Below are 24,549 nucleotides of genomic sequence, written 5' to 3' on the forward strand. Positions count from 1 at the left end.
ACTATATTCCATTCCACACTTTAGTGCTAAAACCGCTCATTTTGAAACAAACCGGCTTATATGTAAACCTATTTAAAATTTAAGTTGACATATATTTACTGTTTTTTTAATCTATTAGTATACAAAACAAGAAAAAGGGATGTGGAATAAATGTCAGCAAAAAAATTCCGTGCCATTGACTTGTGTTATGCGGGGATGTTTGCCGCGCTGATGGCGATTGGGACAAATATTACATCAATTGCGCCGTTTCTTGTCGTCGGAGGGGTGCCGATTACATTACAAACCTTTTTTGCCGTGCTGGCGGGGGCAGTACTCGGGAGCATGCTCGGGGCCCTATCAATGGTTGCTTATATGCTGATCGGCTTATTGGGGGCGCCGGTTTTTGCGCAGTTCAGCGGCGGGTTCCAAACCGTCGTAAGCCCGTCATTCGGATTCATTCTCAGTTTTATTGCAGCCGCATATGCAACCGGCAAAGTCATTGAAAAGCGCCAAAATCTAACAGCGTACTTCATCGCTGCCATCATCGGTCTGGTTCTCAATTATTTCATAGGAACCAACTGGATGTACGCTGCCTATAAAATTTGGGCACAGGCCCCGCAGGCGTTCAGTTACAAAATGGCCTGGCTTTGGATGGCTGTGCCGCTTCCGAAAGACATCATCTTATCGCTGTTTGCGGGCTGGCTGGCACACCGTATCCGGGCGGTTTCCCCAGTCATCGCGTTAAAACGATAGGCTTGCCTTTTGTTACAATGACGGTATGTTCCACTTGCGCCACAAAACTCCCGTCCGGCGTCACATATGTCCATCCGTCACCTGATTCGACCACTTCATCGGCGCCGGTCGACACAAACGGTTCAAATGCAATGACCATACCGTCTTGTAACAAATCTGTATCTTCCGGATCGTAATAATTTAAAATATACTCCGGATCTTCATGCAGCGCCCTTCCTACACCGTGGCCCGTCAAATTCAGCAGCACCTCGAATCCGCTTCTGTACACTTCTTTTTCAACCGCCCGACCGATTTGGTTTTGTTTTTTCCCAGCCCTGATCTTTTCAAGGCCCCGGTCGAACGCCCTTTGCGCACATTCGCAAAGGGCGAAAAGTTCCGAATCCCCTTTTCCAACCACAAAAGAGATCCCCGTATCGGCATAATATCCGTTCAACGATCCCGATACATCGACATTCACAAGATCCCCTTCGCGCAGTACTCTGTTTCCGGGGATTCCGTGTGCCACTTCTTCATTTACGCTGATGCATGTGTAACCCGGAAAATCATACTCTCCTTTTGGGCCTGAAATTGCCCCGTTTTCTTCAAATCTTCTACCTGCCAATTCATCCAATTCTTTCGTCGAGATGCCGGGTTTTGCCTTCTCTTTTAATTCGTCGCGGATCGCCGCAACGAGCCGGCCGATTTTTTTTAATCCTTCCAAATCTTCTTCTGACCTGACAATCATCGAGATCGTTCCTTTCAATAGTGGAGTGCATGCTTCCATTATATAAAAATAAATTTTTAATTCAAAATTAGACATAATTCTGCCAGTTTGAACGGCACTCCCCTTAACAAACAAAAAAGATTGGCAACTGAACCCTCTGTTTATTAAGACAGAACAGTGCCACTCATTTAAAATTTTGTCGTTTATGTAATGTTTTTGTAATATTATTTAATGTTAGCGTAACCAAAAATTCGACAAAAATTGGTATATTGGATTTGCGTGATTACGAGATAGAGGTGGAAAAATGAGAAAGATAGCTCCAATACTGCTTTCTTGTATGTTAGGTTTTGGTTTTCTGCTTCCATCTAAACAAACGGAAGCCGCTACATACTCACCGGCAAAAGTTGTAAAAACAGCAAAACATTACATTGGCACGCCGTATAAATGGGGCGGAACTACTCCATCCGGTTTTGATTGTTCAGGATTTGTAAAATATACTTACAAAAAGAACGGAAAAACCCTCCCAAGAACAGCAGCCGCCATGTATACAAAAGGCAAAAAAGTCAGCAAATCGAAATTAAAACCGGGAGATCTGGTTTTCTTCCATACCTATACAAGAGGAGTATCGCATGTTGCCATTTATATTGGCCATAACCAAGTCATCCATTCCGTATCGCAAGGGGTAAAAATCGACAGCCTGAATAATCCTTATTGGAAACCACGTTATATCGGCGCAAAAAGGCTATAACCCTCAAAACTTTAGGGACCTTTGCCGATATTTTTTTGCTTTTTTATGAAGCTTTCCACTGGTTGCTTCCATTATTCCAGTGACAATCTTGCTTGTTTACCAATGGTGCTTACCCCACGGAAAAAACACCGCTTATGGTTTACCGTTACAACGGCGGTTTTTGGTTTCTTATTCAAGCCGTTCGAAATACGGGTTATTTTTCTCATTTACTCTTTCCTTCGCAAAGCCCGGCATTGCAAAATATTTGCATGGATGGGCAAACAAACTTTCGTGCAGCGGTGGACGCTTGCCTGTAAAAAAAGCAACCGGATTATTTCCGATTACTTTTTCCTTGTTCAACCATTTTCCCGCGTACAAATTCTTTTCTTTTTGGCTCTGTTAAATTTCCATGTTGATTTTTATTTAACTAACGGAGCAGTTTAGTTAAATAAGCTGAGGGTGTTGGTTATTGATTTAAAAGGAATTATTTAGTCCTTGTTGAATTAAATGATTGGAGATTAATGATAGGAGTGAGTTGGAATGAACAAAAATCCGATAAGATAAAAATTAATAAACAATATGGAGGAATTTATATGCTTAGTTATAAAAATTCTACAAAAGAATTATTAGAAAGTGGCACGGATACAGCTATTTTATCTGTTGGAGCCACGGAACAATTCGGTCCATATTTACCGATGCATTTGGATACTTTAATTGCAGAATTATATGCTGAAGCCTATGGGAAAGAGTTAAATGCTTACGTATTACCTACTCTTCCTTTTAATACATCTGAAGAACACGCTAACTGTAAAGGAACGGTTACTGTAAGTCCTAATGTATTACTAATATGTTAGAAGAGATTATAGTTAATTTAAATAGGCAGGGTTTTAAAAAGTTCGTTCTTTGTTGTGGTCACGGGGGTTCCTACTGGGAAGCAGCGTTTATCAAGCATATCAACTATAAGTATCAAGATTTGATTGTTATAACCCCTCATCATAACGGTCGTACTCCTTGGGAAGAAGCTATTAAAGCAGCTGGATTAGAAGGACTTAATGAGATGCACGGTGGTTTATTATCAGTATGTACCGCAATGTGGTTATGTCCTGAACTTGTAAAACTAAAATCTATGGGTTCGGATGTTCCAACAGAAAATCGAATATACGCTGATTATATCTTCTGGGATAAATTGACGAAGGATGGATGTTGGGGAAAATTTGATGAAAATAGTTTTACTCCTGAAGAACTTGCAGAAAAAGGTAAGAAATTCTGGACAACATTTATTTCAAAAAAATGTGAAGGTTTAAAATCAGTATTGGAAGAAGCCTATCGCAAAAAGACTAGCCGAAGTTAATTAAAAAATCTCTTCCTTAGATGGAAGGATTTTTAGATTGTATTAATTAAATCTTATTCAATCTTAATGAACTAATGAGTGCGAGAGTTGAATAGAACAAGTACAAAAAAAGCTACCTTATCATCATAAGGTGGCTTTTCATTTGGTCGAAAATTAGCAATTAACGATAACAAAGCCTTTCAAAAAATCAGAAAAGGAGTGTTGCGACATGGCAGAAATGCGCGAGTCGAACAATCTTAAAATTAGTGAAGATGCATTGTATGTAAGGAGAAAAATTGTCGAACGATGTTTAGAAGTGTTTAACTCCAGAACAGGTTGAAACGGTTTTAAGTATTTGGCTGTGTTAAAGGTTAATGTTGATATAGCACAAAAATTTAGGAACTTCGGAGTTAAGAAAGTTCTTCTTTTCTTGAAATAACGCCATCGTTAGCTGATACAGATTATTATTTAACAGCGTATATTGCCTCTTGTAATTTTAACATTACGTCCCTAAGATTTTTTACTTTATTATCATTTTCTGTCTCATCTTCTAAGTAAAAATCTGAAAAAGACTGATTTTCGTATCTTGGTACAATATGCATATGATAATGGGTTAATTCATTAAAAATACCACCATTTTGACAAATTGTAATACCATCAGGTTTATACAATAACTTAATAGCCTTTGAAACAAGTATAGATGCCTTCATAATTGCATTTGCTGTATCCACATTGAGTTCTTCCACGTCTTTAAAATGTTTCTTTGGTAGTATCAAAGTATGTCCATCATTAAAGGGAGCGTGGTCTAAGATACAAGTCACATACTCATCTTCGTACACAACATAAACTGGTAGTTTTTTGTTTGCTAATTCACTTCCTAAACAATACTTTTCTTGTGGCATATGTTTCCCCCTTTTTCTTCGTAATCTGTTTAGTTAGTCGGAAAAGAAAACTTTATTCATAAATTACACACTGAATTTAGATAAACGTAAACTATCATAAGTATCGGTCATTTCAAATACAAATGAGGATAGTAGGAACTCTTTGATATTGTGTTTTGTGCTTTCATTACTGCGACTATCTATAAACAAGAACCAAGCAAGGTAATTATCAAGATATTTTGTAGCCACATCTTTAAAACGGTCAATCCACTTCTTCATCCGAGAATGAAAACTGTTGACATTTTGAATGTGATATAAGCCTTTTATAACGTGCTTTCCATCATCGGATTTGATTCGGTAATGCTTTAACCCTTTTTCTTTTGCATAGGTTTTGTATGCTCTCCAAGCATCTGTAACAAGCACATTGTCAGACGATAGTTTAGTACCAATGATAGTTTCAATTTTGGTTTTTACAATACGCCCCATACAAGATACTTTGGAGACGGTTGCTTTTGTACGGTCTCTTGCAACAAGAACACATACTTGTTCGTGGCTGATTCCTCTGTGTTTGGATTTTCCTCCACGTTTTCGAGGCTTCCGTTCTGTAATGCCACGTTGCCCTTTTTGAGAGTACAAGAAATAGGTATCGTCAACTTCAACGATACCTTCAAAATGGTCAAAATCCATTTGCTTTAAGGCGGATAGCAGTTTATGTCTCCAGTAAAAAAGTGTAACCCAAGTAACCCCTACGATTTCAGCCGATTTACGCAGGGAGTAGCCTTTGAACATACAATCCACAAATGTAATCCATTCATCACCTTTTCGGGTGCGAAAAAGAACGGGGTTAGTCGTATCCGTAAAGGTTTTAAGGCAACTTTTACAACGATACCGTTGACGACCCTTGACTTTTCCGAATCGAACAACGTGTTCAGATGTACAATGGGGACACTCGAAACCATCTTTAAAACGAGTTTCCCTCATTTCGTTAATCAATCTACCACCAACGGAAGAGGTCGGGTCAACATAACGTTTTACCCATTGATATACTCGTTCCTTTTTAGTATGGGGTAACTTGTCGATGTATTTTAATAGGTTACTGAACGCTTTGTCCATCATTAACACTCCCGAACCTTTGTTCTAATTGTAATTATAGCAAGAACTTGGTTGCGTTTCAAATATCAACAATGTTCTTTAACAGAGCCTTCTTTTTAAATCCAAATCCCTCGCTTTTGCATATTTTTTCAAAACGGTTTCTTCTTTTGGCGTAACGAGGGAAATAACGGTGCCTGCAATGGATCCGAGCCGGCCTGTCCTCCCTGAACGGTGCACGTACCGGGAAACATCCTCCGCCAAATCAAAATGGATCACATGGGTAATCGAAGGAATATCCAAACCGCGCGCAGCCACATCTGTTGCCAAAAGGAGCGGAGCAGCCCCGTTCCGGAACAGCCGGACCGCTTTTTCCCGTTCTTCCTTCCGCATATCGCCATGCAGTTCGGCAGCAACAATTCCTTTATATCGCAGTTTTTCCGCCGCAACCGAAACATCCCATCTGTCATTCAAAAATACAAGCGCCCGGACACCACCCATACGGGCAATTTTGCGCAGCTGTTCGATTTTATCGCGGGGGTCGCCGGTTACGATATATACATGCTCTACCGGTTGTGCCGCATGATCTACTTTAACGTGGACAAGCATCGGATCTTTCATCAGTTCTTTTGCCTTTTGGACGACTGCTTCAGGTAAAGTCGCCGAAAAAAGCAGCAACTGGCAGTCCCGCAGAGCGGATTTGACAATTTTTCCAACTGTGCCGCTGTATTCTTTCCCAAGAAGCTGGTCCCCTTCATCGAGCACAATCGTTCTTACTTCATGCATTTTCAATTTTTTCTGCCGGATCAGTTCCAGGATGCGCCCGGGTGTGCCGGCCACAATTTGCGGGTGCTTTTTCAGTTTTTCAATCTGCCTTTTCACATTTGCACCGCCGATCAGCGAAGCAGCCTGGATGCCGCTTCCCTCCGCCCATTTTCCGATTTCCGCCGTAATTTGCATGACGAGTTCCTTTGATGGGGCCAAAATCACGGCCTGGACATTTTTCTTTCCGGTTTCGATACGCTCGAGCACCGGTAGCAGATAGGAGAGCGTTTTTCCGGATCCTGTCGGCGATTCCGCGATCACATCCCGGCCATCTAAAACAAGCGGGATTGTTTTTTCCTGCACGCCCGTAAGGTGTTCAAACGAAGATTTGTCCCAATTTTGCCGCAAAAAAGTCTGTAGCGAATGAACGATAGTGTTTCCCATTTTTTTCTCCTAACATTTGTTTTTCAGTGCTTTTATCATACACTACCCCGGCCGGAAAAGAAAAGAACCCGGACCGGCAGCCCTTCAAAACGGGAGCCGGCACCGGGCTGATTGTATCATGATTACTTTTCTTCAACACCGTCAAAAGCTTTGCGCAAAATTTCCTCCAATTCGCTGACAAGCGGCAGTTTCGGGTTAGCAGGCGTGCATTGGTCTTCAAATGCACGGTCTGCAAGCAGGGAAACGCGTTTTTCGAAGTCTGCCCTTTTCACGCCGGCTGCTCTAAGGCTGAGCGGCATGTTGAACATTTTCGCCATCCGGATGATCTCCTGGATGAGGCTCTCTACGCCTTCCTCTGTTGTACTGGCTGGAAGGCCGAGGATTCTTGCGATCTCTGCATAGCGCTTGTCGGCTGTGAAATGCTCGTATTTCGGGAATGCCGCAAATTTTTTCGGTTTCACCGCATTATAGCGGATCACGTGCGGCAGTAAAATGGCATTGGCGCGGCCGTGCGGAATATGGAATTCGGCGCCGATTTTATGGGCAAGAGAATGGTTGATGCCCAAGAATGCGTTCGAAAATGCCATCCCTGCCAGGGTCGATGCATTGTGCATTTTTTCGCGCGCCAACGCATCATTACCGTCCGCATACGCTCTCGGCAGGAATTCGTGGACAAGCTGGATTGCTTTGATTGCCAGGCCGTCCGTATAGTCATTGGCCATGTTCGAAACGTATGCTTCAATCGCGTGCGTCAGAACATCCATCCCGGTATCCGCAGTGACCGATTTCGGCACCGTCATGACGAATTGCGGGTCAATGATCGCTACATCCGGCGTCAATTCATAGTCCGCCAGCGGGTATTTCATATTGTTCTTTTTATCCGAAATAACGGCAAAAGATGTTACTTCAGATCCGGTTCCGGACGTTGTCGGGATACATACAAGCTGCGCTTTTTGGCCGAGTTTCGGGAATTTTGCAACCCGTTTGCGGATATCCATAAATTTCTGCCTTAATTCATTGAAGTCGACTTCCGGATGTTCATAGAACAGCCACATGCCTTTGGCCGCGTCCATCGCAGAACCGCCGCCCAGCGCAATAATTACGTCCGGCTGGAAGCTTTCCATCGCCGCTGCGCCTTTGCGTACCGTTTCAATGGAAGGATCCGGCTCTACTTCAGAGAAAATTTCACAGTGGACATAGTCCGGGCGTTTTCTTAAATAGTACAATACTTTATCGACATAGCCAAGCTTTACCATATCCGGGTCGGTGACGATAAAAGCGCTCGAGATGTCAGGCATTTTTTCCAGGTACTGTACCGAATTCTTTTCAAAATAGACGCGTGGCGGAATTTTAAACCATTGCATATTGACTCTCCGTTTTGCCATTGTTTTTACGTTATACAGGTTGATGACGCCGACGTTTGTAGAAACAGAGTTACCGCCGAATGTGCCGCAGCCCAGTGTCAAAGAAGGCATGTAGGCGTTGTAAATGTCGCCGATTGCCCCTTGGGAAGACGGAGAGTTTACGATAATGCGGCCGGCTTTCATCCTTAAACCGTATTGTTTGATCACTTCATCATTTTGCGAATGGATGACGGCTGAGTGGCCAAGGCCGCCGAATTCCAGCATCGCTTCCGCAAATTCAAAACCTTGTTTCGTGCTGTTTGCTTTGAAGCAGGCAAGAACCGGACTCAGTTTTTCCCTTGAAAGCGGATAGTCAGGACCAACGCCGGAGAGTTCCGCAATTAAAATTTTTGTATCTTCCGGAACATCGATTCCCGCCATTTTTGCGATTTCATAGGCCGGTTTGCCGACAATCGCGCCGTTCACCGATTGCGTTTTTTCGTTGATCACGGTTTTTTCGACTTTTTTCTTTTCGCTTTCGTTTAAGAAATAGCATTTGTTTGCGATCAATTCATTCTTCACTTGATCGTAAATTTCTTTGTCAATAATAACCGCTTGTTCGGATGCGCAGATCATGCCGTTGTCAAACGTTTTAGATAATATTAAGTCGTTGACGGCCCTTTGAATATCTGCGGTTTTTTCAATATAGCAAGGAACGTTGCCGGGTCCGACGCCGAGAGCCGGTTTGCCGCTCGAGTACGCGGATTTCACCATGCCCGATCCGCCCGTTGCAAGAATGAGCGAGATGCCCGGATGGTTCATTAATTGCTGTGTGGCTTCAATGGCCGGTTTTTCGATCCATTGGATGCAGTTTTCCGGCGCCCCCGCTTTAACAGCTGCATCGAGCATCACTTTCGCCGCATAGCTGCTTGATTTTTGCGCGGACGGATGGAACGCAAAAATGATCGGATTTCTTGTTTTAATCGAAATCAAAGCTTTAAACATTGTTGTTGAAGTCGGGTTGGTAACCGGTGTAACCCCTGCAATGACGCCGACCGGTTCAGCGATTTTTACAATTTCTTCATTTTCATTTTCTTCAATAATGCCGACGGTTTTGTTGTATTTGATGTTGTGGTAAATATATTCCGTCGCAAATAGGTTTTTCGTAATTTTATCTTCGTAGACGCCGCGTTTCGTCTCTTCGACTGCCATTTTTGCCAGCACCATATGCTGTTCCAAACCTGCCAGTGCCATTTGTTTCACAATGTGATCCACTTGTTCTTGGCTTAACTCCATAAATTCGCGCAGCGCTTTTTGCCCTTTGGCTACGAGCGAATCCACCATTTCCGTAATTTGAGCTGATTTGTCTACAACTTTTTCATCATCCGCCATGATCGTGGCCTCCATTCAAAAAGGTTTTGTGAAAATTTTCACATGCAAAACCAAAAAAATATAATTGTGAATGAGTTCACAAATATGTGTTGTGAGGCATCTCTTCCTCTTGACTCCATTATAAACGATTTCACATAATATAACTGTGTCTGATTTGTGACAAATGAATAAAAGATTAATAATCCTTTTTCAAAAAATATTGCTTTGCTGCTTAGGTTCAATTAAAATAAATGTTTTTATTATTTCACTGTTGTAAGTGCTTTCATTTTTGATGAATAAATATGCACATATATACAAAGATCTCACTTGTGAAAAATGCGCATTCACAATGAAAAATAAAAAAGGAGATGAATTTTATGCAAAAACATCTCCCCACAGCTAACTGTTTCAAAAATATTTTTTCTTCCAAAAAATGACAGCCGTTACACAGGAAAGTATCAATGAGGTCAGGAAAGCCATCCAGAAACCGTGCGCACTTGAATGCCATGGCATGCCTTGCAAGTTCATGCCGAAAAAACTGGAAACCATCGTCGGCAGTGACAGGATAATCGTGAAGGTTGTCAAAAATTTCATTACAGCGTTCACGTTATTGGAAATGACTGACGCATACGCATCCATCATGCCGCTTAAAATGTTGCTGTGCACTTCACACATTTCAATCGCCTGTTTGACCTCAATCATGACATCATCCAGCAGATCCATATCATCTTCATACACTTTCAAGAAATGCTGCCGCGTCATTTTTTCCATCACAATTTTGTTGGCTTTCAGAGAAGTGGTAAAATAAACGAGCGTTTTTTCGAGGCTCAGAAGTTCAAAAAGTTCTTCATTCCGCATCGACTCGTGCAGTTCGCGTTCGATCAGGCTCGATCGGCGGTCAATATATTTCAAGTAATTCAAATAATAGCTTGCAATTTCATAAAGGATTTGAAGGGTAAATCTCGTTTTCATGTAGGAGTAAAATCCCCGTACCCGCCTGTGGATAAATTTTCCGATTATCGGATTTTCCTGCAGGCAAACGGTAATGAAATAAAAAGGCGTGACGATAATCCCGAGCGGAATGGTATCATACAGCGCGGAGTCCACATCGTCTTTTACCTTTACAGGAAGGCCGACAATGATTAAAATATCATCGTCTTCTTTTTCAATACGTGAGCGTTCGTCAACATCCAAAGGGTCTTTAATAAAATCAACCGGAATATTGGTTTGTTGTACGACCCAATTGATTTCTTCTTCTGTCGGATTCACAAGGTTCATCCAGCACCCTTTTGACAAGGTGTCTATTTCTTGCAGTTTGCCGCTTTCATTCGTTAAATATATATTTAACATGCAGCCACCTCCTCTTGTATTTTGAGGAAGCTCATGCATACTTTACTCTTCCAGAGATTGATAACCTTTTGGATTTGATGAGGTCAGTATGAAGACTTCCTCTTGCGTATGTTTCATGTACGACCTCGGATGCGCGTCTGAATCCATAAGTTATCATCTCCTTTTTTCCTTGTATGATGATTTGCGGCCGATTTCCGCAACCACCTTATTATACCACAATATAGTATGCGTGAATATGTCCGCCCGTTATTTTTTTGCTGGACAATTTTTCGTACTCCACGTCCAGGAAAAGTTTTTTTAAGTATAAAAAAAGCAATATAACCGCACATCATGCCGATTATATTGCTTTGCTATGGGACATGAGGGGCTCGAACCCACGACCCGCTGATTAAGAGTCAGCTGCTCTCCCAACTGAGCTAATGTCCCGCTGATGACAATAGATATATTAGCACAATTTCTGGATGCGGGCAAGAATAAAATTTTTCCTGCCCGCCAACAGGTGTGAAATGGGTTTTCACTATTTAAGGCTCACTCCGTTTTTACCGGAATGGCGGCTGCTTTATGTCTGAACAAGAGGCTTGCCGCGATAAATCCTGCGCATGAAATCAAAATCGGCAGCACGACCGTATGCATGCCGAACGGGTTCGGATGGAGCCGGTCAAACAAAATATAAGAGCCCATGCCAAGCACCATGGAAGCAACGGCGCCGTATTTGTTGCCTTTCTTCCAATACAGCCCGAATATCACCGGCCAAATAAATACGGATTCCAATCCGCCGAAGGAAAACAAATTGAGCCACACAATCAGGTTCGGCGGGCTGAGGGAGAGCAGTACAACAATGATCCCCATCGCCGCGGTCACGCCGAAACTGGCCGCCTTGATATGTTTGATGGAAGCGTTTCGTTTCACATAATTTAAATAAATATCCTTCACAAGCGCGGAGCTGACCAAAATCAGTAGGGCATCAACAGTCGACATAATGGCAGCCATCGGGGCGGCGAGGACAATACCGGCAAAAAATGGCGGCAGCACCTTCATGGACAAAAGCGGCATCACCGTATCCGGTATTTTCACGCCGGGCATGACGGCACGCGCCATAACACCGATTAAATGCATGCCGAGCATGATGAAGCCGACGACAATGGTTCCAATGATAATTGCCCTGTGCATCGCCTGTGAATTTTTATAAGACATTGCGCGCACCGTAATTTGCGGCAAACCGGCCACACCGACTCCGACCAAAATCCAAAAGGACGATACGTATACAGGCTTGAGCCCATGGCCAACACCGAACGGGGTAATCAAATCCGGATTTTGCGCGGCTAGCTTGGTCATGATATGGTCCATGCCGCCGCCCGCTTTGACCGTAGCCACGAGTAAAATCAATGTCCCCGTAAACATCACAACGCCCTGGACCGCATCGGTAACCGCGACAGCCCTGAATCCGCCGACAATCACAAATAAAGTGACCGAAGCGGCAAAAATCAACAGGGATGCCGTATACGACATACCGGTCAGCGATTCAACGAGCCGCGCGCCGCCGATCCACTGCGCCGTCATGGACGAAAAAAGGAAAATGATGATGCTTAAAGCCGATAAAATAACAACCGCATCGCTCTGGTAACGCCCTTTTAAAAAATCAATCAACGTGACCGCTTCGTATTTACGCGCCATGATAGCAAATTTTTTCCCGAGCACCATCAGGACGAAATAGCCTGTTGAAAGTTGCGCCATGGCTAGCAGCACCCAGCCGAGCCCCTGCGTGTATGCCACGCCCGGTCCGCCGATGAAACTGCTCGCGCTTCCGTACGTTGCCACCATTGTCATTGCGAGGATAAAACCACCTAGCTGCCGTTCCCCGAGAAAATACTCCTGTACAAAGGAGTGTGTTTTGATGACGTATTGATTGGCCCAGAAACCAACGGCAAAAATGGTAATAAGAAAAATAAGCAATGGGGTAATGACCGGCCAATTCATGGCTCGCCCCCCTTTTCGCCATCAAAAGGAATGTCACGGAAAAAGAATTTGACCAGTACGATGACAAGCAGCGTGACAACGATGTATCCGGCAATGCAGCTGTAAAAAAACCATGCGGGCATCCCAAACACATAATGGAACGATTTTACGGGGCGCGAACCGAGCCCGTAAGCAAAACCGTACCACCATAAAAAATTAAACACGACAAGCCCGACGCCGATTAGAGCCTCCTTGTGCGCCTGTTTAAATCTTTTATCTTCTGTTTCCAGTCTTTTTTTCAAGGTGTGCCTTCCTTTCCATTTACTTGTTTAGCCGCCGGTAGCCTGCGCTTAAACAGCCACCTTAATACGGGCGGCACCGCTGTTAAAATGAAGAAAATCCGGAACATTTGATAGGATGAAACAACCGATAGATTCGCATGGACTTCCTGCGCCAAAAGCCCCATCTGGTCCATCCCCCCTGGCGCAACGCTCAGGAAACTTGTTACCACTGACGCTCCGTATAATTTTACAAGAATAAATCCGAGAAAAAATGAAGCCGTGATTAACCCGGCGCCCGTTAAGATAGAGAGGGAACTGACCCTTGCTTTATTTTTCAATTGTTCCGGTTTCATCATCAATCCGAGGTAAGCGCCCATTAAGATTTGTGAAATATCAATGAACAATTGCGGCAAACGGCTTCCACCGACCCCGGCGAGATTCAGCAGGCAGGTGGCAAGAATCGGCCCGAGCAGGAAAGGTGTCGGCAGTTTCAATTTTTTCCCGAGCATACCGAAGACGGTGCACATAACGGCAAAAAGGAAAATATTCGGGGACAGGTCATGCCAGCTGCCAGCTGTATGCCGAACGGCTTCCCCTGTGCCCGGGCCATGAAAAAGCGGGCTAAACACAAGGAGCGGGATGCAAAACACAATCATGAGCAGCCTTGTCACCTGGATAAAGGTCACCACGGTCAGGTCAATGCCTTTCATTTCTTCCGCCAATGTGACCATTTGTGATAAGCCGCCCGGTATGCTGCCGGTTAAAATCGTCGGATAGTTGATTCCGGTCGCTTTCGACACCACCCAGGCAAAAGCGGCGCTCGCAAGCAGCAAAAGCACCGTAACGGAAAGCATGAGCGGCAGCTGCAGCACCATTTCCTTGATCGCCTGCTTCGTAAAAGACAGCCCGATCGTATAGCCTACAATAATAAGCCCTGCATTACGCAACTGTTGCGGCCAGTACAGCCTCACCTTTCCGATCCGCGAACCGGCCATGACGGCGGCCAAAGATCCAAGCAACCACGGAAGCGGCAGATGGATAAGGCTGAACAAATAACCGCCTATAAGTGACCAGGCAAGCGTGAAAAGGATCCTTGCCGCCAGATGTTCCCCGTTGAAATACAGCGATTTCATTCCATCACTCTTTCATTCTATTTCTGTTTTCATCTTAAAACTTGTTGGCGATTTTTTCAATTCTAACCAAAATTGGACATGTAAAATCAAAAAAGCGCCTGTTTTCGGCAGATGCTGGCACTGCCGAAAACAGGCGCCGATCGGTTACCGGGAAAACCGCAGGATGAGCGGCGGATAACAATCCATAGCCTTTATATAAGATGGTTTTTGATTTTCAACTGTAAATCTTCGAGATACTTGAGCAGTTCATCCCGCAGATCGTCGCGGGTGAGCGCCATTTCAATCGTTGATTTGATAAAGCCGAACTTTTCTCCGACATCGTAGCGCTTCCCATCATATGCATAAGCATACACTTTTTGGATGCCATTCAGTTTTTCAATGGCATCGGTTAGCTGAATTTCGCCCCCGGAGCCGACCTGCTGCAGTTCTAGGAAATTAAAGACTTCCGGCGTTAAAATATAGCGCCCGATAATCGCCACATTGGACGGTGCCTCTTCCACTTTCGGCTTTTCGACAAAGCCTTTCACGTCGTACAAACGACCCTTTTGGCCGAGCGGGTCAATGATGCCGTAGCGGTCCGTTTCTTCCCTTGGCACTTCCATGACCGCAATCACACTTGACTGGACTTCTTCAAATACATCTATCATTTGTTTTAAACAAGGCGGTTCGGCCTGAATGATATCGTCGCCAAGCAGCACCGCAAACGGTTCATTCCCGATAAATTTGCGCGCACACCAAATGGCATGCCCCAGCCCTTTAGGTTCTTTTTGCCGGATATAATGGATATCCACTTCGGCAGGCTGACGCACTTTTTCAAGCAGATCGAATTTTTCTTTTGCAATCAAATTATCTTCCAATTCAAAAGCATGGTCAAAATGATCTTCAATCGCCCGTTTTCCTTTCCCGGTTACGATGATGATGTCTTCAATGCCCGAGTCTATTGCCTCTTCCACAATATATTGGATCGTAGGCTTGTCGACAATCGGAAGCATTTCTTTCGGCATCGCCTTTGTTGCAGGCAGAAAACGTGTGCCTAAACCGGCTGCCGGGATAATCGCCTTTTTGATTTTCTGCATATTTCTATCACCTCTTTGTTAAACAATCCCCACTTTCGAATGGGGTGGCGCTTCTCTTTTTCAGACTAATTTACGCAAAGCTTTTCCAATTTATGCATGACTCTTGGGAGCAGTTGGGAAAAATCATGTGCTGTGAGCGTTGCAGCGCCGTTTTCCCGGATCCAAAGGTCTGCGCAGGCGCCGTGTATGTAAACGGCATTCGCAACCGCTTCTTTGATGTTATCATGCGTACATATATTTGCCAAGAGCATGCCTGTCAGTGTATCTCCGCTTCCACCTTTTGCCAGGCTGCCGTTGCCGGTCGGGTTTACAATGCCGCTGCCGTCCGGAAAAGCAATAACCGTGTACTGTCCTTTCAATACGACAACAACGCCCTGTTCCCGTGCATAAGCTGAAGCAAGCCGGATCCGGTCGGCCGCAATGGTTTTAGAAGGTATATCTATCATACGCGAAAATTCTCCCGGGTGCGGCGTTACAATCACTGGTGCCGTCCTTTTCGGGTACGTCCTTTTGCTTAACGCCCCTGCATCAAGCACGACCGGCAACGGTTCTTGAAATGCAGCAGCAATAAAGGCTTCAAACGCCTCATTCGGTTCAATCCCCGGACCGATGGCAATCCCGGCAAATTTTTGGCCAAGGTCTCCGATTTTCTTTGAAAAATCCCTTTGAATATAAGTTGCTTCCGGTACGAGCGCGGCGATTACATTTTTGGCGCCGCTTTCCGTAAATACCGACAGCTTTCCAATGCCCATCCGCATGGCGCCGATTGCAGCCAGTGCCGCGCTGCCCGGCATATCATCGCTCCCGGCAACCAAAAGCCCTGTGCCGTATGTACCTTTATGTACATTGCCGTCCCGTTTCGGCAGCGTGCGGGCAACATCCTCTTCCGTCCACACCTTCCATGTGGAAGTCTGCGGCAAACCGATATCAATAACCCGGGTCTCCCCAAAATAATCGGAAGAAGGGAATAAAAAACTTGACGGCTTAAACCCGTGTAGCGAAAATGTGTAATCCGCACGAACCGCGTGTTCATCCGCCTCGCCCGTATCGCTCGCCGCACCCGTCGGCACATCAATCGCCACAACTTTCGCACCTTGCGCATTGATCCATTTTGTGACATCCTTTAGCTCCCCCCTTAACGGAAGCTTCACACCGACGCCGAGCAGCCCGTCAATGATCCAGTCGTATTTTTTTCCTTGGCCAAAAGGGGTCTCTTCAAAGCCGCACGCTTTAAAATAGGAAAAATGCTGTGAAGCTTCTTTTGTTTGCGGCAGCCCTAACGGAAAAATCAAGTCCGCTTTGTATCCGTTCAGCTTTAAATAACGAGCAAGCACGATCCCGTCGCCGCCGTTGTTTCCTTCGCCGGAAAGGATGGCAACGTCTTCCTCTTTCGAAAGCAACGGGGCGAGTTCCCGGTACAAGCCGCTCCCGGCATTTTCCATCAACGCAAACGTTTCCATTCCTAAAGAAGCAGCCAATTGATCCGCCTCTTTGAGTTCCCTGCTTGTATAAATATACATCAGTACACACCTCCATCCCGATAGTTTTATTGTAACACTGGCAGCGCGCAGGAACATAAAATTTGCGATTTTAGAATCCTTTTCTTGTTTTGTACGTATGTATTTGAAGGAATGCTTTTGATAAGATTTTAGAAAAGGGGTGCAATGAATGAAACGGACCGGTGAAATCGTGCTGAGTGTGATTGGGGCGATCTTAAACGGGCTTGCCGCGCTGATGGTGATTTTTGTCGCGGCTGTGCTGAAAAACCAGGATTTTGTAAACCAATTTCAAAAGGAAATCAATAACGAACCCGCTTTGCAGCAAGCCGACGTTCAAAAAGCATTGGATACGTTCCAGGCACTCGGCTGGGGCCTTGCGGTAATCCTTGCCATCGGCATGGTGCTCGGCATTGTTGCAGCTGTAAAACTAAGGGGCAATAAAGGCCCAAAACTGGCAGGCATTTTGCTGATTATCGGGGCTTTGCTCATGTTCTTTTTTTCCATCGGGATCGGCTGGCTTCCGGCATTGCTTTATCTGATCGCCGGCACTATGAGCCTTGTACGAAAAGTGCCGAAAGCAATTGATTAACGGGACATAAGCCTTTCTTTCTTAAAGGGGAAAGGCTTTTTTCCATATTCCCCGGCAAATATGATAGAATAGAAACAAATATCGTTTCAATATTCCGCCATCAAGGAAACCTGTTTGCAGCCGATCGATTATTCTTAAAGGAGATGGAGAAAGATGGGTTTATTGCATAAAGGTGTAACGATTTTGGCATTTGATGAAACGTACGACGACCAGAAAACAGTCCAGTCTTTTACACATGAAACCATTAATCTAAAAAACTTGCACCATACGAATCTTTTTTGCGAAGAAGATTCCCTCCGCAAAATTGAAGCCGCACTGAAACGCCGTACGCAAAGGGGCATTACTTTTCTCGGCAGCGGCAACTACCACTATGTTTCTTCTCTGCTTTTAAAAGAGGCGCCAAAGCCTTTCACCCTTGTGCTGTTCGACAATCATCCCGACATGGATAACGGTTTTGAACAAAAAATGCTCTCATGCGGGTCTTGGGTCTCTTACGCCCTGAAAACCAACCCGCTTCTTGAAAAAGTGGTCATGATCGGACCGACTTCGATTCAAGCACACTTTCGCCCTCCGTATTCCGTCCAAATTTTCCCTTTTACGAAACAGCATCATGAAGACCGTAATTTGGTTTTATCAGCCATCCATACCGATATGACCTACATCAGCATTGATAAAGATGTCCTTGATCCGGATTTTGCCGAAACAAACTGGGACCAGGGCGTAATGGACAAGCAGGAACTATTTTCGTATATAGCAGCTATTCTCGAAGAAAAACAGGTTTTCGGCATTGATATATGCGGGGAAACCCCAGTCTCACCAGCCGAACGCTTTTTGCCGCATGCTTCCGGCATCATCCGTAAAAATGATGCGGTCAACGCAGAAATATTGGCACTGTGCCTGCAGGCGGAACCCCGACACGTTGTTGGTGCATAAAAATTTTTCCTACTTTTTTAAAAAGAAAGTCTTGATCTTCCTCTTTAATCATGTTTTAATGTCTACTATACAAAGACATTTGTTCTCTTCAAAAATACATAAAGAGGTGTGATCAAATGAAAACGGACGTTTCAATCGGCTTGCTCGGCTTAGGGACCGTCGGCTGCGGCGTCGTCAAACTAATCCGCCAGCATCAGGAAGAACTAGTCCATCAGCTTGGATATGAAGTGAAGGTGAAACGCATATTGGTGCGCGACATCGAAAAAGACCGCGATATAGAAATTGATCCCGCCTCGATTACCTTAAATCCCGATGACATATTGAATGATCCGGAAATTGATGTAGTGGTCGAAGTGATGGGTGGCGTCAACGAAGCTCGCCAATACATTATAAAGGCGCTGGAAAATAAAAAGCATGTTGTCACCGCCAATAAAGATTTAATCGCTTTATACGGCCCGGAACTCCAGGAACTTGCCTGGAAAAACCAATGCGACCTACTGTATGAAGCGAGCGTCGGCGGCGGGATCCCGATTATCCGGGGACTGACTGACGGACTTGTTTCCGACCGGATCCAAAAAGTAATGGGCATTGTCAATGGAACAACGAATTTCATTTTGACGAAAATGATGGATGAAGGTGTTTCGTACGAAGAAGCGCTAAGAGATGCGCAGGCGCTTGGATTTGCCGAAGCCGACCCGACCGCGGATGTGGAAGGACTCGATGCGGCGAGGAAAATGGCGATTTTGGCAAGGCTTGCATTCTATACAAATGTAAAACTGGAAGATGTGGAGGTGGGAGGGATTACGAATCTATCATCGGAAGATTTGCATTACGGGAAAACGCTCGGTTATACGATGAAGCTGATCGGTGTGGCGGAGTGCCAGGATGAGCAAATCGAAGTCTGCGTGCAGCCGACTTTTGTAGCCCAAAATCATCCGCTCGCTTCAGTCAAAAATGAATTCAACGCCGTCTATATCAACGGGGAAGCAATCGGAGAGGCGATGTTTTACGGTCCGGGCGCCGGAAGCATGCCAACTGCAACAGCTGTGGTGAGCGATGTGGTCGCCGCCATTAAAAACATGCAGCTCGGTGTGAACGGCAGGAATTTGCGGGGCCCGCGCTTTGAACGGAAATTGATGCCGCTCGATCAGCGCTACGGTCAGTTTTATATCCGCTTGCATTTAAAGGATCAGGTCGGCGCTTTTTCAAAAATTACCTCTGCGTTCAGTGCATTGGACATCAGTTTTAAACGGATTTTGCAGACGCCTGATAAACGGGATGAACTTGCGGAAATCATCATTGTAACCCATAAAGTTTCGCTTGACCGTTTCCAAAAAGTACTGCTGCAATTAAACGAAATGCCTGTCGTTAAAGAAGTGAACAGCTATTACCTTGTTGAAGGAGAGGCGTAAAATATGAATCAATGGCCAGGATTATTAATACAGTATGAAGCATTTTTACCCGTAACAGACAAGACACCGGAACTGACTTTATATGAAGGAAATACACCGCTCATTCCATTTGCGCGCCTCTCGGAAAAACTCGGCGTGGAACTGTACGGAAAATTTGAAGGCTTAAACCCGACCGGATCTTTTAAAGACCGCGGTATGGTGGTGGCCGTCGCCAAAGCGATCGAAAACGGCAGCAAATCGGTGATTTGCGCTTCAACCGGAAATACCTCGGCTTCTGCTGCTGCATACGCGGCCAAAGCGGGGATCCGCGCGATTATCGTCATTCCGAGCGGAAAAATCGCACTCGGCAAACTAGCCCAGGCAGTGATGTACGGAGCGGAAATTGTAGAAATTGAAGGCAATTTTGACCAAGCGCTGAAAATCGTAAGGAAGGTGAGCGAAACATCGCCGGTCACGCTTGTAAACTCCGTCAACCCTTACCGTTTGGAAGGCCAAAAAACGGCCGCATTCGAAATTTGCGAACAGCTCGGTTCGGCGCCGGATGTGCTTGCGATCCCGGTCGGAAATGCCGGAAACATCAGTGCTTATTGGAAAGGGTTTAAAGAATTCCATGAAAAGTTCCGGACAGGGTTGCCGGAAATGCACGGCTTTGAGGCGGAGGGCGCCGCGGCGATTGTCCAAAACCGCGTCATCGAAAATCCGGAAACCGTTGCAACGGCAATCCGCATCGGCAATCCGGCAAGCTGGAAATTGGCTGTTACTGCCCGCGATGAATCCAACGGTGACATCGATTCGGTTTCAGACCCGGAAATTTTGGAAGCTTTCCAGCTGCTTGCCCGCAATGAAGGGATTTTCGCCGAACCCGGTTCATGCGCTTCAATCGCCGGTGTGATCAAGCAGGTGAAAACGGGACAGATCAAAAAAGGAAGCAAGGTTGTTGCCGTCCTCACCGGAAACGGATTAAAAGATCCGCAAACTGCCATGTCACAAGTAAATGTCCGGCCTGCCGTGCTGCCGGCTAATGAAAAAGCCGTGATGGACTATCTTTCAAATGTGATCCATGTATGAACAGGTTGACAATCCGCGTGCCCGCCAGCACGGCAAACCTCGGGCCCGGATTTGACTCTGTCGGGATGGCGCTTAACCGCTTTTTGACGCTCGAAGTATATGATCATGATGAATGGGTTTTTGAGCAGGTTTCGCCGCTTTTGCCGCCGCTGCCGGCAGACGGTGATCCTTTTATCTTAAAAATTGCACGGCAAACCGCTGATTTGCATCACGCTTCTCTTGCCCCGTGCAGAGTGGTTGTAGACAGCGAAATCCCTCTCGCCCGCGGGCTCGGAAGCAGCGCCTCGGCTGTGGTCGCCGGAATAGAACTGGCCAACTACGCCGGAAATCTCGGCCTTTCCCCGCAGGAGAAACTGGATCTCGCTTCCAAGATTGAGGGGCATCCCGATAATGTTGCTGCGTCGTTATTTGGCGGGCTGATTGTCTCGGCGGAGCATGGGGACGGACGATTCGAAGTTGTACCATTTTTTGACATTATGGCCGATTTGCTGCTGTTTATCCCGGATTATGAACTGAAAACAGAAGACGCGCGGAAAGTGCTCCCTGAATTTTATGTTAGGAAAGAAGCTGTAAAGGGGAGCGCAGCCAGCAATCTTTTCATCGCCGCACTCATCGGCGGGCAGTATGAACTGGCCGGCAAAATGATGGAGCAGGACCGTTTTCATGAACCGTACAGGATCAAATTAATTCCGGAATTTATGGAAATCCGGCAGTTGGCCAAATCGCTCGGCGCATACGGCACTGTGATCAGCGGCGCCGGCCCGACGATCATTTCGTTGGTGCCGTTCGGTCGTGCAGAAGCAATGGCGGAAACGCTTCAGGCGCATTTTCCCCATATGTCAGTAGAAGCAGCCAAAATTGACCATACAGGCCTTGTCGTCGAAAAATTTGCGGCATTCAATATGCTGAATCATTAAAAAAAGGTGTTGATGCCCAAGCATCAACACCTTTTTTCATCATTCGACATTGCCAGTTCCGCTTATTCTTGTCACCTTCCTAAAAAGGAAGCAAGTTCACTTAACAGTTCATCCTTATCTTTTTTCAATTCTTCTGAAGCGAGCATGTCCAGTTTGCGCGGCCGCGGCAGGTTCACTTTCAGCTCGTGGATAATTGACGATGGCTGCTGCGACATCACAAAGACGCGGTCCGATAACAAAATCGCTTCATCCAAATCATGGGTCACCATTAAGATTGTCTGGTTCCCTTTCTCCCATGAATCGAGAAGCCAGCGGTGGACATCCATTTTCGTAAAAGCATCAAGCTTTCCGAACGGCTCGTCCAGCAGCATGAGCGGCTTTTCACACAAATACGTCCGCAAAAAACTGATCCGCTGCCGCATGCCTCCGGATAAAGAAGAAGGATAGTGGTCCGCATAATCTTCCAGCCCGAATTGCCGAAGCACATCCCTTCCCCTGGAAATACGATCCCGTTTCGGCATACCCTTCATTTCCAGCGGAAGGACGATATTTTGCAGTGCGGTCCGCCATGGCAAAAGCAAATCCTGCTGTGGCATAAAACTAATCGCATCCTGAACAGCTGACGGCCGGCTGCAGAGCCTCACTTCCCCGCTGTCCGCCTTTTCGATGCCGGCAATGATATTCAGCAAGGTGCTTTTCCCGCAGCCGCTCGGGCCGACAAATGCGCAAAACTCGCCTTCCCGGATGTCGGCGCGGATATCGGATAATACTTTATTTCCCCCAAACGTTTTCGAAACGCCGTCAATTTGCAAGTACATCATGGCTGTCCAGGAAGAAATTCATTTGTGTAGGCAGCTTTGATGTCAATTTTTTTCTTGATGACCTTATGTTTATAAAGGAAGTTCATATACCTGCTCCACACTTCTTCCTTCTGAACCCCCCATTCCTTCGCATCATCCTGGTATTTTGTGCTCAGCCATTTTTGGCTTGCACGGATCAGGCCTTTATTTGTATCCGGCACGTCTTTGATAAAAATATCGGCCGCCTGCTCCGGATGCTTAATCGAAAACTCATATCCTTGCGCAGTAGCTTTCATAAAAGATTTGACAAGTTTTTTATCATCTTTCGCCAGCTTTTCGCTTGTAATAATGACAGGGCTGTAATAATCAAGTGCAGGATCCAAATCTTTCACCAGGATAATGTTCAATTTTTTCCCTTCACGCTCTGCCTGGATGCCGTCCCAGCCGTAATAAATCCATTCAAAATCGGCTTCACGCCCGATCGATTTGAAAAAATCCGTCTGCCCGAGCACGATGTTTTTGACTTTGCTGTAGTCGGCACCGTATTTTTCCATGACTGTTTTAATCACAGCTTCTTCAGATGGGGAGCCCCATCCCCCGTAACGTTTCCCCTCAAAATCTTTCGGCGAGGTGATATTGTCCTTTTTCAGGGAAGCAAAACCCGATGTGTTGTGCTGGATAATGGCGGCAATCGAAACAATCGGAATACCTTCCACCCGGGCTGTTGTCACATTTTCCTGGTAGCTGATCCCGAAATCGGCTTTGCCGGATGCAACCATTTGTTCAGCGGTAATATTGTCGCCGGGCTGGATGATTTTTACATTCAAGCCTTGTTTTTTATAGTAGTTTTTCGTTTTGGCCACATACAGGCCGGTATGATTTGTGTTCGGGTACCAGTCCAGTACAACCGTCACTTTTTGCAGCGCTTTTTTGCTGCTGCTTTTCTTCCCGCTGCCGGAGCATCCCGCCGCAAGAAGCAGCATAACAGCAGATAGCACAATCCAAATTTTTTTCATTGATCGTCTTCCTTTCTGTAAAACCATGGCGCAGATAATCTTTGCAGCGTTTCAACGGCGCCATATAAAAGAAATGTCAGTGCTACAATGATGGCCGAGATGGCAAACAGGCGGGCGGTCATAAAAGATTTCGTTGCCCTTGTCAGCATGACGCCGAGCCCTTCGCTTGCGCCGAGCCACTCGCCGATAATGGCGCCCATCACACTATATGTAACGGCGATTTTTAAGCCGGAATAAAAATAGGGAAGCACAGCCGGAAATTTGACTTTCCGGTACACTTGCCATTTTGTCGCATGCATCGTCTTTAAAAGTTTGATCAGATCCTTGTCCACGGTTTGGAACCCTTCCAAAATGCTTAACGCCAGCGGAAAGAAGCAGACCAAAATCACAACGATCACTTTTGGGCGCAGGCCGAAACCAAACCAGACGATGAGAAGTGGTGCAATCGCCACAATCGGTACCGTTTGCGAGACCACGAGCAGCGGCTGGATGAACGCCCGGAAAATGGGAACCATGTCCATCAAGACAGCAATGGCCGCACCGATGGCAATGGAAAAGGTTAGCCCGATCAGTACTTCTTTTAAAGTTTGCCAAATATTGGGCCAAATCATCCCTTTCATGCCTGCCATTTCCTGCCACACCTCCGTCGGCTTCGGCAGCATCCATTCACTAACATGAAACCCTGTCGTAACCGCCTGCCATAAAAAAAGCAGAAAGACGAGCCAGGCAGCAGTGAGGCAAGCGTTAACGAACGGGCTGCGGCGCTTGTGTGCGGTACTTTGCAATTTTTTCATCAATCGTCACCCCGGTGCTTGGGCGGTAATGGATCTTGATCGAGGTGACCACATCAATGGCCCCGGCTTCGATGCAGGCATCCTGCGCTTTTTTAATGATTTCAAGCAGTTCGTCCAAATCGCCCTCCATCGTGGTTTCCATCGCGCCGACTTCATAACGCACGCCGGATTTTTGGACCACTTCAATCGCGCGGTCGACGACACCATATAAGTCATCGGTTTTGATATGCGGAACCACCGAAAACGAAACGGTTACTTGCTTTGATTTTCCCATGATTTTCTCCTCCTTTGGTCAATAAATAAAAAAGGCTTTCATTGCGTGCGCAAGAAAGCCAGTCAT

22 protein-coding genes, 1 tRNA gene and 1 pseudogene are annotated in these 24,549 nt (G+C 45.7%); 8 read left to right on the forward strand and 16 right to left on the reverse strand.

Features of this window, described 5'->3' with window-relative positions; all coding sequences use genetic code 11:
* Nucleotides 1-150: 150 nt before the first annotated feature.
* Complete coding sequence (locus BpJC4_RS06115) at nt 151-732, forward strand: biotin transporter BioY (protein ID WP_151697654.1); 582 nt, start codon at nt 151-153, stop codon at nt 730-732.
* On the opposite strand, the gene map is transcribed toward BpJC4_RS06115, so the two are convergent.
* Nucleotides 713-1,456 carry a type I methionyl aminopeptidase gene (gene map, locus BpJC4_RS06120; RefSeq protein WP_151680799.1) on the reverse strand — a complete coding sequence of 248 codons (744 nt, stop codon included), beginning with the start codon at nt 1,454-1,456 and terminating at the stop codon, nt 713-715. The genes BpJC4_RS06115 and map overlap by 20 nt on opposite strands.
* A 283-nt stretch (nt 1,457-1,739) precedes the next feature.
* On the opposite strand from map, the gene BpJC4_RS06125 reads away from it, so the two are divergent.
* Both BpJC4_RS06125 and BpJC4_RS06130 read left to right on the forward strand, forming a co-directional pair.
* On the forward strand, nt 1,740-2,183 hold the full coding sequence (locus tag BpJC4_RS06125) for a C40 family peptidase (RefSeq protein WP_151680800.1): 444 nt from the start codon (nt 1,740-1,742) through the stop codon (nt 2,181-2,183).
* 572 nt (nt 2,184-2,755) lie between these two features.
* Nucleotides 2,756-3,513, forward strand: a pseudogene (locus tag BpJC4_RS06130) (creatininase family protein).
* A gap of 443 nt (nt 3,514-3,956) precedes the next feature.
* Here BpJC4_RS06130 and BpJC4_RS06135 read toward each other — a convergent pair.
* The 11 genes from BpJC4_RS06135 to BpJC4_RS06185 form a co-directional block, all read right to left on the reverse strand.
* Nucleotides 3,957-4,394 carry an HIT family protein gene (locus BpJC4_RS06135; protein WP_151697655.1) on the reverse strand — a complete coding sequence of 146 codons (438 nt, stop codon included), beginning with the start codon at nt 4,392-4,394 and terminating at the stop codon, nt 3,957-3,959.
* Nucleotides 4,395-4,457: 63 nt separating this feature from the next.
* Nucleotides 4,458-5,486: an IS1595 family transposase gene (locus BpJC4_RS06140; RefSeq protein ID WP_151697656.1), complete on the reverse strand. Its 1,029-nt coding sequence runs from the start codon at nt 5,484-5,486 to the stop codon at nt 4,458-4,460.
* 78 nt (nt 5,487-5,564) lie between these two features.
* Nucleotides 5,565-6,671, reverse strand: coding sequence for a DEAD/DEAH box helicase (locus BpJC4_RS06145; protein ID WP_151681241.1), 1,107 nt, complete (start codon nt 6,669-6,671; stop codon nt 5,565-5,567).
* 122 nt (nt 6,672-6,793) lie between these two features.
* Complete coding sequence (adhE, locus tag BpJC4_RS06150; protein ID WP_151681242.1) at nt 6,794-9,406, reverse strand: bifunctional acetaldehyde-CoA/alcohol dehydrogenase; 2,613 nt, start codon at nt 9,404-9,406, stop codon at nt 6,794-6,796.
* 387 nt (nt 9,407-9,793) lie between these two features.
* Nucleotides 9,794-10,735, reverse strand: a complete 942-nt coding sequence (locus BpJC4_RS06155) for a magnesium transporter CorA family protein (protein WP_151681243.1) — start codon at nt 10,733-10,735, stop codon at nt 9,794-9,796.
* A gap of 353 nt (nt 10,736-11,088) precedes the next feature.
* Nucleotides 11,089-11,161 (reverse strand) — tRNA-Lys (locus BpJC4_RS06160).
* Between the two features lie 102 nt (nt 11,162-11,263).
* Complete coding sequence (gene panF / locus BpJC4_RS06165; protein WP_151697657.1) at nt 11,264-12,712, reverse strand: sodium/pantothenate symporter; 1,449 nt, start codon at nt 12,710-12,712, stop codon at nt 11,264-11,266.
* Nucleotides 12,709-12,981, reverse strand: a complete 273-nt coding sequence (locus BpJC4_RS06170; protein WP_151681273.1) for a YhdT family protein — start codon at nt 12,979-12,981, stop codon at nt 12,709-12,711. Before BpJC4_RS06170 ends, panF begins: the two co-directional genes overlap by 4 nt.
* A gap of 8 nt (nt 12,982-12,989) precedes the next feature.
* Nucleotides 12,990-14,105: an AbrB family transcriptional regulator gene (locus BpJC4_RS06175; protein WP_151681245.1), complete on the reverse strand. Its 1,116-nt coding sequence runs from the start codon at nt 14,103-14,105 to the stop codon at nt 12,990-12,992.
* Between the two features lie 191 nt (nt 14,106-14,296).
* Complete coding sequence (gene galU / locus BpJC4_RS06180; protein ID WP_151681246.1) at nt 14,297-15,181, reverse strand: UTP--glucose-1-phosphate uridylyltransferase GalU; 885 nt, start codon at nt 15,179-15,181, stop codon at nt 14,297-14,299.
* Nucleotides 15,182-15,246: 65 nt separating this feature from the next.
* Entirely contained in the window at nt 15,247-16,701 is a 1,455-nt protein-coding gene (locus tag BpJC4_RS06185; RefSeq protein WP_151697658.1) for an NAD(P)H-hydrate dehydratase, read from the reverse strand.
* 148 nt (nt 16,702-16,849) lie between these two features.
* Between BpJC4_RS06185 and BpJC4_RS06190 the strand changes: the two genes are divergently transcribed.
* From BpJC4_RS06190 to thrB, 5 genes are all read left to right on the forward strand, one after another.
* Complete coding sequence (locus BpJC4_RS06190; protein ID WP_151681248.1) at nt 16,850-17,269, forward strand: DUF4064 domain-containing protein; 420 nt, start codon at nt 16,850-16,852, stop codon at nt 17,267-17,269.
* A gap of 153 nt (nt 17,270-17,422) precedes the next feature.
* Nucleotides 17,423-18,202: an arginase family protein gene (locus BpJC4_RS06195; RefSeq protein WP_151681249.1), complete on the forward strand. Its 780-nt coding sequence runs from the start codon at nt 17,423-17,425 to the stop codon at nt 18,200-18,202.
* A 116-nt stretch (nt 18,203-18,318) separates the two neighbouring features.
* Nucleotides 18,319-19,614, forward strand: coding sequence for a homoserine dehydrogenase (locus BpJC4_RS06200; protein WP_151681250.1), 1,296 nt, complete (start codon nt 18,319-18,321; stop codon nt 19,612-19,614).
* A 3-nt stretch (nt 19,615-19,617) separates the two neighbouring features.
* On the forward strand, nt 19,618-20,682 hold the full coding sequence (thrC, locus tag BpJC4_RS06205) for a threonine synthase (protein WP_151681251.1): 1,065 nt from the start codon (nt 19,618-19,620) through the stop codon (nt 20,680-20,682).
* On the forward strand, nt 20,679-21,599 hold the full coding sequence (gene thrB, locus BpJC4_RS06210) for a homoserine kinase (RefSeq protein WP_151697659.1): 921 nt from the start codon (nt 20,679-20,681) through the stop codon (nt 21,597-21,599). Before thrC ends, thrB begins: the two co-directional genes overlap by 4 nt.
* Before the next feature lie 71 nt (nt 21,600-21,670).
* On the opposite strand, the gene BpJC4_RS06215 is transcribed toward thrB, so the two are convergent.
* Genes BpJC4_RS06215 through BpJC4_RS06230 form a run of 4 tightly spaced genes read right to left on the reverse strand, consistent with a single transcriptional unit; the run spans nt 21,671 to nt 24,483 of the window.
* The gene (locus BpJC4_RS06215; RefSeq protein WP_151681253.1) at nt 21,671-22,420 is read right to left on the reverse strand and encodes an ABC transporter ATP-binding protein; all 750 of its coding nucleotides are present in this window, start codon (nt 22,418-22,420) and stop codon (nt 21,671-21,673) included.
* Nucleotides 22,417-23,415 (reverse strand): ABC transporter substrate-binding protein, encoded by a 999-nt coding sequence (locus tag BpJC4_RS06220; RefSeq protein WP_151681254.1) that lies wholly within the window; start codon nt 23,413-23,415, stop codon nt 22,417-22,419. Before BpJC4_RS06220 ends, BpJC4_RS06215 begins: the two co-directional genes overlap by 4 nt.
* On the reverse strand, nt 23,412-24,209 hold the full coding sequence (locus tag BpJC4_RS06225) for an ABC transporter permease (protein ID WP_151681255.1): 798 nt from the start codon (nt 24,207-24,209) through the stop codon (nt 23,412-23,414). Before BpJC4_RS06225 ends, BpJC4_RS06220 begins: the two co-directional genes overlap by 4 nt.
* Nucleotides 24,160-24,483 carry an MTH1187 family thiamine-binding protein gene (locus tag BpJC4_RS06230; RefSeq protein ID WP_151681256.1) on the reverse strand — a complete coding sequence of 108 codons (324 nt, stop codon included), beginning with the start codon at nt 24,481-24,483 and terminating at the stop codon, nt 24,160-24,162. Before BpJC4_RS06230 ends, BpJC4_RS06225 begins: the two co-directional genes overlap by 50 nt.
* Nucleotides 24,484-24,549: the final 66 nt, after the last annotated feature.

Origin of the sequence: Weizmannia acidilactici (assembly GCF_008974185.1) — a bacterium.
GTDB classification, from domain to species: Bacteria; Bacillota; Bacilli; order Bacillales; family Bacillaceae_C; genus Weizmannia; species Weizmannia acidilactici.